The sequence below is a fragment of the Salmonella sp. NW645 genome (assembly GCF_051703725.1).
In the GTDB taxonomy this organism is placed as follows: domain Bacteria; phylum Pseudomonadota; class Gammaproteobacteria; order Enterobacterales; family Enterobacteriaceae; genus Salmonella; species Salmonella enterica.
Genome location: NZ_JAMMKR010000010.1, coordinates 92,074 through 105,310, shown reverse-complemented (window position 1 = coordinate 105,310; position 13,237 = coordinate 92,074). Strand labels below are relative to the sequence as shown.

Here is a 13,237-nt window from a genome sequence, read left to right as displayed (position 1 = left end):
CTGAACACGGTGGTGTCATTTTTTGTCATTAATGAGCCTTTTTCTGTCTGTTTGTGATCGTATTTGTAATTTATAGTCAAAAAATTGACAGCCGTCACTTTTTAAACATTTCGTGAAATTAAAATGAGCACATCGAAAATGCTTGAGGAATGACCATGGTTCGTATTGCTTGTGTAGGTATTACCGTGATGGATCGCATCTATTACGTGGAAGGATTACCGACAGAAGGGGGTAAATATGTGGCGAAGCGCTATACGGAAGTGGGCGGCGGGCCTGCGGCGACCGCTGCCGTGGCTGCGGCGAAATTGGGCGCGCAGGTGGACTTTATTGGCCGTGTGGGCGATGACGACACCGGAAACAGCCTGCTGGCGGAACTGGAATCCCTGGGGGTAAATACCCGCTATACCCGCCGCTACACGCAGGCCAGGTCGTCGCAGTCAGCGATTATGGTGGATGCCAAAGGAGAGCGGATTATCGTTAATTATCCCAGCCCGGATTTATTGCCTGACGCCGGCTGGCTTAACGACATCGATTTTTCGCAGTGGGATGTGGTGTTGGCGGATGTGCGCTGGCATGACGGCGCAAAACAGGCGTTTACGCTGGCGCGTCAGGCTGGCGTCATGACTGTTCTTGATGGCGATATTACGCCGCAGGATATTAGCGAGCTGGTGGCGTTAAGCGACCACGCCGCCTTCTCCGAGCCAGGGCTGGCACGCCTGACGGGGATGAGCGAAGCCATTGATGCGCTAAAAAAAGCACAAATGCTCACAAATGGACATGTCTATGTCACGCGAGGCAGTGAAGGCTGCAACTGGTTGGAAAAAGCGGCGGTACGCCACCAACCGGGTTTTACCGTGGAGGTGGTGGATACTACCGGCGCGGGCGATGTTTTTCATGGCGCACTGGCATTTGGCCTGGCAAGCGGATACGCCATCGAAGAGGCTGTCAGATTCGCCAGCGGCGTTGCCGCGCTGAAGTGTACGCGCCCAGGTGGCCGGGCGGGTATCCCTGATTGTGAGCAAACCCGATCTTTCTTGTCACTTTTTGTATAATATGAGCAGTAGGAAGCTTTTAGAGGAATGCTCATGAGTCTTACCGAACTGACCGGTAATCCGCGACACGATCGGCTGTTAATGCTAATTGATGAGCGCGGCTATATGAATATCGATGAGTTAGCCAGTTTGTTGGAGGTCTCTACCCAGACGGTTCGCCGCGATATTCGTAAATTAAGCGAGCAGGGGCTGATTACGCGTCATCACGGCGGCGCCGGCAGAGCGTCCAGTGTGGTCAATACCGCCTTTGAGCAGCGAGAGGTCTCCTGGACGCAAGAGAAAAAAGCCATTGCGGAAGCCGTGGCTGACTATATTCCGGATGGCTCCACGATATTTATCACGATTGGAACGACGGTTGAGCAGGTGGCGCGCGCGCTGCTCAACCATAATCATCTGCGCATTATCACCAATAGCCTGCGCGTCGCGCACATTCTTTATAATAACCCTCGCTTTGAAGTGATGGTGCCTGGCGGCACGCTGCGCCCGCATAATAGCGGCATTATCGGGCCATCCGCGGCGGCGTTTGTGGCGGGGTTCCGGGCTGACTATCTCGTCACCAGCGTAGGCGCGATAGAGAGCGATGGCGCGTTACTGGAGTTTGATGTCAACGAAGCCAGCGTAGTGAAAACCATGATGGCCCACTCGCGACATATTCTGCTGGCCGCCGATCATACGAAATACCATGCTTCTGCGGCGGTTGAGATCGGCAATGTGTCACAGATTACCGCTCTGTTTACGGACGAGTATCCCGGTCCGGCATTACAGAATTTACTTCAATCCCAGCAAATCGAAGTGGTTCAGGTGAGTCCTTCGCTGGACGACGCCGTTTCAGCGTGACAAGCGCCCTTGCGCCGGAGGGTCGCGTCAGCGCTTTATCCGGCCAATAAAACGGCGCTGTGATGCAGGCGATATTGGGCATCGTCTGCGTTTCTATTGTCTTTTTGTTAATTGATTTATAAAGGGATACATAGTCAAACTTCTCCTTTCCCGCTACAGTTATTCATCCCCGGTTAGCAAGGAGAATGACATGCTCTACATCTTTGATTTAGGTAATGTGATTGTCGACATCGACTTTAACCGCGTATTAGGTGTGTGGAGCGATCTGAGTCGAGTACCGCTGGCTTCGCTGAAGCAAAAATTTACGATGGGCGAGACTTTTCACCAACATGAACGCGGTGAGATAACGGACGAAGCGTTTGCTGAAGCTTTCTGTCATGAAATGGCGTTATCGCTCAGTTATGAACAATTTGCGCACGGCTGGCAGGCGGTATTTGTCGGATTACGGCCCGAAGTGATTGCTATCATGCATAAACTGCGCGAGCAGGGGCATCGCGTGGTGGTGCTATCCAATACTAACCGACTGCATACCCACTTCTGGCCGGAGGAATACCCGGAGGTGCGCGCTGCCGCCGACCATATCTATTTATCGCAGGATTTGGGAATGCGTAAGCCGGAAGCGCGTATTTATCAGCACGTCCTGCAGAAAGAAGGTTTTTCCGCTGCCGATGCGGTCTTTTTCGACGACAATGCCGATAATATAGAAGGGGCCAACCAGTTGGGGATCACCAGCATTCTGGTGAAGGATAAAGCCACCATCCCTGACTACTTCGCGAAGCTGTTATGCTAAAAACCGTTCACCAAAAAGCTGGACGCCATACGCGCCCTGTTCGGGCCTGGCTCAAGCTATTATGGCAGCGTATCGATGAGGATAATATGACGACTCTGGCGGGAAATCTCGCCTATGTCTCATTACTCTCCTTAGTACCGCTTATTGCCGTCGTTTTTGCCCTTTTCGCTGCTTTTCCGATGTTTTCTGATGTCAGCATTCAGTTACGCCATTTTATTTTTGCTAACTTTATGCCAGCCACCGGAGACGTGATTCAGCGCTATATTGAGCAGTTTGTCGCTAACTCCAACAAAATGACGGCGGTGGGCGCCTGTGGACTGATTGTGACGGCATTGCTGTTGATGTACGCCATTGATAGCGCCTTAAACACTATCTGGCGCAGCAAACGCACACGGCCAAAAGTGTACTCTTTTGCGGTGTACTGGATGATCCTCACGCTCGGCCCGCTTCTCGCTGGCGCCAGCCTGGCGATCAGCTCCTACCTGCTTTCTTTACGCTGGGCCAGCGATCTGAATACGGTCATCGACAATGTATTGCGCATCCTTCCGCTGCTGCTCTCGTGGATCTCATTCTGGTTACTTTACAGTATTGTCCCAACAACTCGCGTACCGAACCGTGACGCCCTTGTCGGCGCGTTTGTCGCAGCGTTGCTGTTCGAGGCCGGGAAGAAAGGTTTCGCGCTTTATATCACCATGTTCCCGTCATATCAGCTCATTTATGGCGTACTGGCAGTGATCCCTATCCTGTTTGTCTGGGTATACTGGACCTGGTGTATAGTCTTGCTTGGCGCAGAAATAACTGTCACTCTCGGGGAATACCGAAAACTCAAACAAGCCGCAGAACAAGAAGAAGCTGACCAACCATGATTGCATTAATTCAACGCGTAACCCGTGCCAGCGTCACCGTGGAGGACGAGGTGACGGGTGAAATCGGCCCAGGACTTTTGGTGTTATTGGGTGTCGAAAAAGAAGATGACGAACAAAAAGCGAATCGTCTGTGCGAGCGCGTGCTGGGATACCGTATCTTCAGCGATGCTGACGGCAAGATGAATCTGAATGTACAACAGGCTGGCGGCAGCGTGCTGGTGGTGTCGCAGTTTACGCTGGCGGCAGATACCGAGCGCGGTATGCGACCAAGCTTTTCCGGCGGGGCTGCGCCGGATCGCGCGCAGGCGCTTTATGAATATTTTGTCGAACGCTGCCGCCAGCAGGCGATAAACACGCAAACCGGACGCTTCGCTGCCGATATGCAGGTTGAGCTGGTTAATGACGGTCCCGTGACATTCTGGCTCCAGGTATGAGTCAGCTTCCGGCGTGGCCGCGGATAACAAGAGAGAGTACGGCTATGTATCACCTTCGAGTTCCGCAAACAGAAGAAGAATTAGAACGTTACTACCAGTTTCGCTGGGAGATGCTGCGTAAACCGCTGCACCAGCCGAAAGGGTCGGAACGGGATGGCTGGGATGCGTTGGCGCACCATCAAATGGTGGTGGACGAAGAAGGAAACTTAGTTGCAGTGGGCCGCCTGTATATCAATGCAGATAACGAGGCGTCTATTCGTTTTATGGCTGTACATCCCTCGGTACAGGATAAAGGGCTGGGGACATTAATGGCGATGACCCTGGAGTCTGTTGCCCGCCAGGAAGGCGTTAAGCGCGTCACCTGCAGCGCGCGCGAAGATGCGGTTGAGTTCTTTGCCAAACTCGGATTTGTCAATCAGGGGGAGATTACTACGCCCACAACCACGCCAATCCGCCATTTTCTGATGATTAAACCGGTAGCATCGCTGGATGATATCCTGCATCGCGGTGACTGGTGCGGGCAGCTTCAGCAGGCCTGGTATGAGCACATTCCATTGAGCGAAAAGATGGGGGTGCGCATTCAGCAGTACACCGGGCAAAAATTTATTACCACGATGCCGGAAACCGGTAATCAAAATCCGCATCACACGGTGTTTGCCGGCAGCCTGTTCTCCCTGGCGACGCTGACCGGATGGGGACTTATCTGGCTGATGCTCCGTGAACGCCACCTGGGCGGGACGATTATTCTTGCTGACGCCCATATTCGCTACAGTAAACCGATTAGCGGAAAGCCAAACGCCGTGGCTGATTTGGGCTCGCTAAGCGGTGATTTGGACAGGCTGGCGCGGGGTAAAAAAGCGCGAGTCCAGTTGCAGGTTGAACTGTTGGGCGGCGAGACCGCTGGGGCAATTTTCGAAGGCATTTATATCGTACTACCCGCGAAACCGTTCGGCCCGTATGAAGAGGGCGGCAACGAGGAGGAGTAGCTGGACATATCCAACTACTCGATGAAGGCATCCGCTGGTAGTTTAAAGCGTTGTGTAAGCGCTTTAATATGATTAACCGTTAGTGCTCTGCGGCCATTTAAGATGTTGCTGACGTTCGATTTAGAACCAAGTTCGTTGGCAAGATCTGCTGCTTTGAGACCGTATTGATCCATGAGCGTTCGCAATACTGAAACGCCAGGGGGCGTTTTCTCCAGGTGTTGGTTGAGTGCTTTGAATTCCGGCGCATGTTTTTCGTATTCACTGATTCGGGCACAGAGCAATTCAAATAGTGGGTTTTCAAGATCGTCGTGGTCGACCAGAAACTCCACTAGCGCTAGTGCCCTGCGATACTCATTGTCATTTCGGTCTTCCCCCATCAGTGGGACGGTTTTTACCGCATCGCTGAAGGTATCAACGATCTTTTTTGCGCTGGTTGCATCCATCTGACGATGAGTTCTCATTCTTTATTACCCCGATAATATGCGGTCAGTTTGTCATATTCGGCATGGGAAACGATATGTTTCACAAATATCTTATGTAACCTGAAATCTATGTAGGAAATGAGTCTCAGGCTGTTACCAGAAACATCAATCACCCACCATTTATCTCTGTACTTAAAATTATCCAGTGAAGGAATATACCGCTTCATCTCTTCAGGCTGAGTGAATGTTTTTTTCTCCAGAACATTCAGCAACTCAGTGAGAGCAAGCTCATGGTTTGGATACATGAGCATCGCTTCATTGAACGGTTTTCGGCTGATAACATGCACAATGTAGTTCCATTACAAAGTTTTCAACCTGAAAACAATTTAGCGCAACGTTATCCAGTTTTCAAGTTGAAAACAAAATTGAATTTTAGGTCATTTTGCCTGTTGATGGACTTACAACACGCCAGGCCACATCTCGCATGGCGCTTCGTGCCGCTTGGCTCACGCCTCCGAGCTGGAAAAACCCGTGGATAACGCCGAGATAGCGCTGGCAAGTACATTCCACACCCTGGTCGTTCAGACGGTGATATAGCGCTTCGCCTTCATCACGCAGTGGGTCGAACTCTGCGGTGAGGATATGCACCGGCGGTAAACCGGCAAAATCTTCACGCCATATCGGACTGGCTTCCGGGTGGCGGAGGTCGGTATCCTGGAGATACATTTCGAAACCCGATAACAGCGTATCGCGGGTGATGATGTAGTCTTGCCCGTTGCTGGCATAGCTGGGGAAACTGGCAGTAGCGTCAAGCATCGGGTAGATCAACAGCAGCTTCGCCGGAGACCAGTGGGCGGTGGATTTCAGGCGTAGCGCGCTGACCAATGCCAAGTGCCCGCCTGCGCTGTCGCTAGCAAGCGTGATACGTTCACGATCGATGCCTAACTGCTCCGCGTATTGATGGACGATATTGGCCCCGCGTTCAGCGTCGTCATGAGCCGCAGGGAAGGTGTGTTCTGGCGCAAGACGATACTGAATGGCAATCACCTTACAGCCGCTTTTCCAGGCCAGTTGCCGTAGCTGGGGGTCATGAGTCAGAAAGCCGCCGCTAACAAAACAGCCGCCGTGATAGTAGAGGATACAGGGTAGAGAACCGGATGCGTTTGGCGGCGAAACGACGCGAAATGTCATCCCTTCCAGCACGATATCTTCCGAACTCACCCGAATTTCTTTCTCACCCGCCAGCGACGTGCTGGCAATATAACCCGCTCTCCGGTCATCAATATTCTGCTCTCGTGAAGAGGGGCGGCCCGCAGCGATAAACCCGGCGACCAGTTCGGCAATTCCTTTTTCCAGTGGCATATAAGGCTCCTTAAGCTGTATGTATGTACAGTTTATAACCTGATTTGTTGGGGATGGAAAGTGGTGAAATGAGGGGATAATGATTCTGGATAGAGGTTCGCAAAAAATGGAATGCGGTTGGCGCTGGGTTTTTAATTTTTGTACTGTGAAACGATGATGCTATACGCCATTGACGTATAGATTATTTTCACTACTATAAGCCAATGGCGTATGGAATATGCAATTTATAGAAACGGAACTCTTTACTGAAGATGTTAAAAAACTGCTCGATGATGATGAATACCATAAGCTTCAGGTTTTTATGGCTCAGCATCCAGATTGTGGTGATGTCATTCAGGAAACGGGCGGCCTGAGAAAAATGCGCTGGGGATCGCGAGGCAAAGGAAAGCGTAGTGGCGTGCGAATTATCTATTTTCATCGTAGTCAACGGTATGAGGTTCGCTTGCTTCTGATTTATCAAAAAGGCATTAAAGATGATCTCACGCCGCAGGAAAAAGCGGTGCTTCGTATGCTGAATGAGAGGTGGTAGATGGATAAAGTGTTATTTGAGCGATTAACTCAAAGTATGTCTCAAATGAATGAAATCATTGAAGGGACCCGTGAGCCTTCTCGTACTTTTCATATTGATGCAATGAAGATTAAAGAAATACGGCAGGCATCTGGGTTGTCGCAATCTAAGTTTGCAGAACTGATTTCGGTCAACGTGGATACGCTGCGCAACTGGGAGCAAGGAAGACGTTCACCGACAGGGCCAGCCAAAGCGTTACTTCGCGCCATTGCCAACGACCCGAGAAACGTTATACAAGCATTGCGTTATTGAGCAATGATCCGGCTAACGTAGATTGCTAGCCGGTATACCAGAGAACTTATTCCCCTTCGCCAGGGAACAGGAACGGGTTGATGGAACTGCGGGCGAAGCCCTCCTGTTCCATGCGCGCGTCCAGCACCAGCGAGGCGAGGTCGTCGGCCACTGCTTCTACTTTCGGGTCTTTTTCCTGATACAGAATCTTCAGGTAAGTCCCGCAATCGCCGCAGCTTTCGGCTTTCACCGCAGCCTGCTCATTTTCCAGCGACCAGTAGTGTAAGTCGCGGCTCTGTTCGCAGTTACTGCATTTTACGCGCACGACATGCCATTCGGTTTCGCACAGGTTACAGTGCAGATAACGCAGCCCCTGCGTGGTGCCGATCTGCACCATGCTGGAGACCGGCATCGAACCGCACACCGGGCAATACTGGCGCGCTTCACCGTATTCCGCGCGGGCTTTGCCTGGAATCAAGCTGGCCATTTGCGCCCAGTAAAGGGAGAGCGCGGCCCAGATAAACGGGGCTTTATCGCTGCTGACGGAGGCAAAATCCGAGGCAAACAGCGCGCTGGCCATCTGCTCCAGCTCCTGCTCTGAGGCTTTCTCCAGGTTCTCGATCACTGCCAGCGCCGGGCCGCTCATCTCGGGTTTTAGCTCGGCAATTAACGAATGCAGCAGTTTTTGCCAGTGCTTATCACGCGGCAGCACGTGGATATCCAGCGGCGGCTTGCCCTGGTCGTTCGCTTCTTTAATACGTGCGGTCAGATCCATCTCCAGCGGATGGTCGTACAGCACCACTTCCTGCGCGTGCGCGATAAGCGCGGCAAAGCGCAGGTAATCGCCCAGCGGGTTATTTTCAGCCAGCTCGCGCAGACGTTCGGCGCGGCGGTTGTAGACGTTTTTGAGTCGGGGGAACAATAACGGCGGAATCATATCCGCCGTACGTTTCTCGCTCGACCCCAGCTCATCTTGCGGGATTATGCGAATACTCATTCAGTTTCTTTTTCCGTTGTCTTGCGGACTTCTCGGTACCAGCGCGGGTGATGTTTCTTCGCCCACGACCGGGTTACCCAGCCTTCCACCATCGCGGTAATGGTGCCTTTCACCCAAAGGGCGGCGTAGATATGCACCATGATAACCACAATTAACGCTACTGCGGCAAAAGAATGCAACATTAACGCGAATCGGATCACCGGGATTGAGAAAGCAGGCGCAAAGTACGGACGCCAGATAATTACCCCGCTCACCAGCAGCAGCACCAGGAAGATAATCGCCGCCCAGAATACGCATTTCTGACCGAAGTTATAACGCCCGGTGTCACCCACTTCCTCGTTGACGACGATCTTACGAATATTCTTCGCCCAAAAGATATCATCCCGATTGATTAGATTGTGGTGCCAATAACGGAAAAACATGATGATGAACGAGGCAAACATAACCACGCCCACAAACGGGTGCAGAATTCGCGCCAGTTGTGGGGTGCCCAGGATATGCATCAACCAGTTGAAGGATGGGAATAAAAAGCCCAGCCCACTCACCGCCGCCAGCACGAAGCAGAAGGCGACGATCCAGTGGTTGATGCGTTCCGGCGCCGTATAGCGCACGATGGTGTCACGTCGTTTCATTTGCGCACCTCGTCTTTCTCTTCATGCAGGTTGTCATCTTCCTCTTCCGCGCGGTTCGGACCGACGCCGACATAGTGGAAGACGCTGGCGGCAAAGGTCGCGGCAAAACCGAACGCGGCGAGCGGTTTCCAGACGCCTTTCCAGAACTTAACGGTTTCGCTGATTTCCGGGTTTTCCGGCAGACCGTGATACAGATTCGGCTTGTCGGCATGATGCAGCACGTACATGACATGCGTACCGCCTACGCCCGCCGGATCGTACAGACCCGCATTGTCATAACCACGGGTTTTTAGTTCCGCCACCCGCTCGCCCGCCAGCGTTTTCATATCCTCTTTCGAGCCAAAATGAATGGCGCCGGTTGGACAGGTCTTCACGCAGGCCGGCTCCTGGCCGACCACCACACGGTCAACGCACAGCGTACATTTATAGACGCGGTTGTCTTCCGGGTTGAGGCGCGGCACGTTGAACGGGCAGCCAGCGATACAGTAGCCGCAGCCGATACACTGCTCGGACTGGAAGTCGACAATACCGTTAGCGTACTGAATGATCGCCCCTTCCGCCGGACAGGCTTTCAGGCAGCCTGGATCGGCGCAGTGCATACAGCCATCCTTACGGATCAGCCACTCCAGTTTGTCGTTCTGTTCCACTTCCGAGAAGCGCATCACCGTCCAGGATTTCGCGGTTAAGTCCGCCGGGTTGTCATACACCCCGACGTTATTGCCCACTTCATCACGGATGTCGTTCCACTCGGAGCACGCCACCTGACACGCTTTACAGCCGATACAGGTGGTGACGTCGATGAGTTTCGCCACCTCTTCCTGGTGGTCCCGCGCCTGGGGCGCGTGGGTGAAACCGTTAGTGGCGGAACGACGAATGATGTCTTGCGATTGATAAGCCATAGGTCGTCTCCGTTACACCTTTTCCACGTTCACAAGGAAGGATTTAAACTCCGGCGTTTGCGTGTTCGCATCGCCGACGAAAGGCGTTAACGTATTGGCTATAAAACCTTTTTTCGCCACGCCTTCGTAGCCCCAGTGAATAGGAATACCGATGGTATCGATATCCTTGCCGTCCGCTTTCAGCGTGCGAATACGCTTGGTCACCACCGCTTTGGCTTTGATATAGCCGCGGTTCGAGGAGACCTTCACGGTATCGCCATGCGCGATGCCGAGCTTATTCGCCAGCTTCTCGCCAATTTCCACAAACTGTTCCGGCTGGGCGATAGCGTTAAGCAACGCGTGCTTGGTCCAGTAGTGGAAGTGCTCGGTCAGACGGTAAGTGGTTCCGACATACGGGAACTTATCCGCTTTACCCAGCGCGTCGGCATCGTCTTTAAAGATACGGGCGGCAGGGTTAGAGATAACGTTCGGGTGCAGCGGGTTAGTGCCCAGCGGCGTTTCAAACGGTTCGTAGTGTTCCGGGAACGGCCCTTCCGCCATCTTATCGATGGCAAACAGGCGACCCATCCCTTCCGGCTGCATGATAAACGGTCCGACGTCGCTGCCGGGCGCGGCGGCGCTGTAGTCCGGAATATCCCATCCGGCCCATTTTCCGCCTTCCCATTTCAGTAGCTGACGTTTCGGGTCCCAGGGGTTACCCTGCGGATCGGCGGAAGCGCGGTTATACAGAATACGGCGGTTAAGCGGCCATGCCCATGCCCAGCCCAGCGTGTTGCCGAGACCAGACGGGTCGGCGTTATCACGACGCGCCATCATGTTGCCTTCCGGCGTCCAGCTACCGGCGAAAATCCAGCAGCCGCTGGACGTCGTACCGTCATCGCGCAGTTGCGCGAACGAACTGAGCTGTTGACCTTTTTTCACCACCACCGCGCCGGTTGCCGGGTCGATAAGATCGGCCAGCGCTTTACCATTACTTTCCATCGCCACTTCTTCAGAGGCGGGTTCGTATGGTTTGGTGTAGTTCCAGGTCATATTCAGCACCTGTTCCGGGTTGGCGCCGCCCTGTTCAGAGTACATCTTACGCAGGCGTAAGAAGATACCGGCGAGGATTTCGCCGTCGGTCATGGCAATTCCCGGGGCGTCTGCGCCCTTCCAGTGCCACTGTAACCAACGACCGGAGTTAACGATGGAACCATTTTCCTCGGCAAAACAGGTGGAAGGCAGACGGAACACTTCGGTCTGGATTTTTGCGGGATCAACGTCGTTCGACTCACCGTGGTTTTGCCAGAAGGTGGACGTTTCGGTGTTGAGCGGATCGATAGTCACCAGGTACTTCAGTTTGGAAAGCGACGCGACCACTTTGTTTTTGTTAGGGAATGAGGCCACCGGGTTAAAGCCCTGGCAGATATAGCCGTTGACCTTGCCCTGTTTCATCATCTCGAAGTACTGCAGTACATCGTACCCTTTGTCCCACTTCGGTAGCCAGTCAAAGCCCCAGCTATTTTCCGCTGTCGCTTTATCACCAAAGAAGGCCTTCATCATCGAGACGAAGAATTTCGGATAGTTGCCCCAGTAGTTGACCTGATCCTTCAACAATGGCTTCGGCGTATTGGCAGCCAGATAGGTTTGCAGGTCGGTCTGTTTTTCGCTCGGCAGCGTCAGGTAGCCCGGCAGACTTTGCGACAGCAGTCCTAAGTCGGTCAGTCCCTGAATATTGGAGTGACCGCGCAGGGCGTTAACGCCGCCGCCCGCCATCCCCATGTTACCGAGCAGAAGCTGGATCATCGCCATAGTACGGATGTTCTGCGCGCCGATGGAATGCTGCGTCCAGCCCAGCGCGTACAGGAACGACGCGGTTTTATCTTTTGCGCTGGTTTCTGCAATGTACTCGCACACTTTCAGGAAGTCCGCTTTCGGCGTACCGCAGATATTTTCTACCACGTCCGGCGTATAGCGTGAGACATGCTGTTTCAACAGATTCCAGACACAGCGCGGGTGTTGCAGTGTCGTATCGCGTTTGGCAAAACCGTTTTCGTCCAGCTCATAGTGCCAACTGGTTTTATCGTACTGCCGCTTGTCTGCGTCGTAGCCGGTGAACAGACCATCATCGAAGCCAAAATCTTCACGCACGATCAGGCTGGCATTGGTATAGGCCTCGGTGTATTCACGGTTGTATTTTTCGTTGGTCAGCAGATACAGCATCACGCCTGACAAGAAGGCAATGTCAGTACCAGAGCGTATTGGCGCATAGAAATCGGCCACCGACGCGGTACGCGTGAAGCGCGGATCGATCACAATCAGCTTCGCGCCGTTGTGAATTTTGGCTTCCATCGCCCAGCGGAACCCGACCGGGTGAGCTTCTGCGGCGTTACCGCCCATCACCACGACGAGGTTGGCGTTCTTGATGTCGACCCAGTGGTTGGTCATCGCACCGCGACCAAATGTTGGAGCAAGACTTGCTACCGTTGGTCCGTGTCAGACACGCGCCTGGTTGTCGACCGCGAGCATACCCAGCGCGCGGGAGAATTTTTGCGTTAAATAACCCGTCTCGTTACTGGATGCGGAAGCGCACAGCATCCCGGTGGTGAGCCAGCGGTTAACGGTAACGCCTTCGGCGTTCTGCGCCTGATAGTTGGCGTCGCGATCTTCCTTCATCAGTTTAGCGATGCGGTCAAACGCTTCTTCCCAACTGATCTGTTGCCACTTATCTGAACCCGGCGCGCGGTATTGCGGGAATTTCAGGCGGCTTTCAGAGTGGATAAAGTCCACCAGACCGGCCCCTTTCGGGCACAGCGCGCCACGGCTTACCGGATGATCCGGGTCCCCTTCGATATGGAAAATAGATGCTTTGGCGTTTTTCGCACCGTCGCCGAGGCTGTACATCAACAGCCCGCAGCCAACGGAACAGTAGGTGCAGGTGTTACGGGTTTCGCGGGTGCGCAGCAGTTTATATTGCCGTGTTTCCGCTAGCGCTACGCCGGGCGCGAAGCCCAGTGCCGCCGCCGTGGTGCCTGCCATACCGCCAGCGCAGATCTTAAAGAACTGCCTTCTGCTGACCTGCATGGTTTGCTCCTTGTTTCGACATTGTCACTTCTCTTTCACATTTCTCTATCCGAAACGCTCAGGGAGTGGTTGTTATTTTTCTTTGCGGACGGGCCCGC

General features: G+C 53.3%; 15 protein-coding genes. 8 read left to right on the top strand and 7 right to left on the bottom strand.

Translation table 11 applies throughout. The features are described 5' to 3' along the window. The first annotated feature begins 155 nt into the window (after window positions 1-155). The 6 genes from NA389_RS19460 to fabY all read left to right on the top strand — a co-directional run bounded on the left by NA389_RS19460 (window position 156) and on the right by fabY (window position 4,965). A complete protein-coding gene (locus tag NA389_RS19460) occupies window positions 156-1,052 on the top strand; it encodes a sugar kinase (RefSeq protein ID WP_001636271.1) in 897 nt (298 codons plus the stop codon). 33 nt (window positions 1,053-1,085) lie between these two features. Next, window positions 1,086-1,889, top strand: a complete 804-nt coding sequence (locus NA389_RS19455) for a DeoR/GlpR family DNA-binding transcription regulator (RefSeq protein ID WP_000059693.1) — start codon at window positions 1,086-1,088, stop codon at window positions 1,887-1,889. A 190-nt stretch (window positions 1,890-2,079) separates the two neighbouring features. Continuing rightward, the gene (gene yihX / locus NA389_RS19450; RefSeq protein ID WP_000965695.1) at window positions 2,080-2,679 is read left to right on the top strand and encodes a glucose-1-phosphatase; all 600 of its coding nucleotides are present in this window, start codon (window positions 2,080-2,082) and stop codon (window positions 2,677-2,679) included. Next, the gene (locus tag NA389_RS19445; RefSeq protein ID WP_000921423.1) at window positions 2,673-3,545 is read left to right on the top strand and encodes a virulence factor BrkB family protein; all 873 of its coding nucleotides are present in this window, start codon (window positions 2,673-2,675) and stop codon (window positions 3,543-3,545) included. Before yihX ends, NA389_RS19445 begins: the two co-directional genes overlap by 7 nt. Further along, window positions 3,542-3,979: a D-aminoacyl-tRNA deacylase gene (dtd, locus tag NA389_RS19440; RefSeq protein WP_000560969.1), complete on the top strand. Its 438-nt coding sequence runs from the start codon at window positions 3,542-3,544 to the stop codon at window positions 3,977-3,979. Before NA389_RS19445 ends, dtd begins: the two co-directional genes overlap by 4 nt. Before the next feature lie 44 nt (window positions 3,980-4,023). After that, window positions 4,024-4,965 (top strand): fatty acid biosynthesis protein FabY, encoded by a 942-nt coding sequence (fabY, locus tag NA389_RS19435; protein WP_001518251.1) that lies wholly within the window; start codon window positions 4,024-4,026, stop codon window positions 4,963-4,965. A 14-nt stretch (window positions 4,966-4,979) separates the two neighbouring features. Here fabY and NA389_RS19430 read toward each other — a convergent pair whose 3' ends face one another. The 3 genes from NA389_RS19430 to NA389_RS19420 all read right to left on the bottom strand — a co-directional run bounded on the left by NA389_RS19430 (window position 4,980) and on the right by NA389_RS19420 (window position 6,749). After that, a complete protein-coding gene (locus NA389_RS19430) occupies window positions 4,980-5,426 on the bottom strand; it encodes a helix-turn-helix domain-containing protein (RefSeq protein WP_001259011.1) in 447 nt (148 codons plus the stop codon). Further along, a complete protein-coding gene (locus tag NA389_RS19425; RefSeq protein ID WP_000558166.1) occupies window positions 5,423-5,734 on the bottom strand; it encodes a type II toxin-antitoxin system HigB family toxin in 312 nt (103 codons plus the stop codon). The genes NA389_RS19430 and NA389_RS19425 overlap by 4 nt, the downstream gene beginning before the upstream one ends. An 85-nt stretch (window positions 5,735-5,819) precedes the next feature. Further along, a complete protein-coding gene (locus tag NA389_RS19420; RefSeq protein WP_079917110.1) occupies window positions 5,820-6,749 on the bottom strand; it encodes an alpha/beta hydrolase in 930 nt (309 codons plus the stop codon). A gap of 217 nt (window positions 6,750-6,966) precedes the next feature. Between NA389_RS19420 and NA389_RS19415 the strand changes: the two genes are divergently transcribed. Together NA389_RS19415 and NA389_RS19410 are read left to right on the top strand one after the other, a co-directional pair. Beyond that, window positions 6,967-7,278 (top strand): cytotoxic translational repressor of toxin-antitoxin stability system, encoded by a 312-nt coding sequence (locus NA389_RS19415; protein ID WP_001159633.1) that lies wholly within the window; start codon window positions 6,967-6,969, stop codon window positions 7,276-7,278. Continuing rightward, window positions 7,279-7,569, top strand: a complete 291-nt coding sequence (locus tag NA389_RS19410) for a helix-turn-helix domain-containing protein (protein ID WP_000362050.1) — start codon at window positions 7,279-7,281, stop codon at window positions 7,567-7,569. 46 nt (window positions 7,570-7,615) lie between these two features. Here NA389_RS19410 and fdhE read toward each other — a convergent pair whose 3' ends face one another. Genes fdhE through fdnG form a run of 4 tightly spaced genes read right to left on the bottom strand, consistent with a single transcriptional unit; the run spans window position 7,616 to window position 13,139 of the window. Beyond that, window positions 7,616-8,545 (bottom strand): formate dehydrogenase accessory protein FdhE, encoded by a 930-nt coding sequence (gene fdhE / locus NA389_RS19405; RefSeq protein ID WP_000027730.1) that lies wholly within the window; start codon window positions 8,543-8,545, stop codon window positions 7,616-7,618. Beyond that, on the bottom strand, window positions 8,542-9,177 hold the full coding sequence (gene fdoI / locus NA389_RS19400) for a formate dehydrogenase cytochrome b556 subunit (RefSeq protein WP_000829025.1): 636 nt from the start codon (window positions 9,175-9,177) through the stop codon (window positions 8,542-8,544). Before fdoI ends, fdhE begins: the two co-directional genes overlap by 4 nt. Next, the gene (gene fdxH, locus NA389_RS19395) at window positions 9,174-10,076 is read right to left on the bottom strand and encodes a formate dehydrogenase subunit beta (protein ID WP_079917109.1); all 903 of its coding nucleotides are present in this window, start codon (window positions 10,074-10,076) and stop codon (window positions 9,174-9,176) included. Before fdxH ends, fdoI begins: the two co-directional genes overlap by 4 nt. A gap of 12 nt (window positions 10,077-10,088) precedes the next feature. Beyond that, window positions 10,089-13,139, bottom strand: a complete 3,051-nt coding sequence (gene fdnG, locus NA389_RS19390; protein ID WP_077248424.1) for a formate dehydrogenase-N subunit alpha — start codon at window positions 13,137-13,139, stop codon at window positions 10,089-10,091. Between the last annotated feature and the right edge of the window lie 98 nt (window positions 13,140-13,237).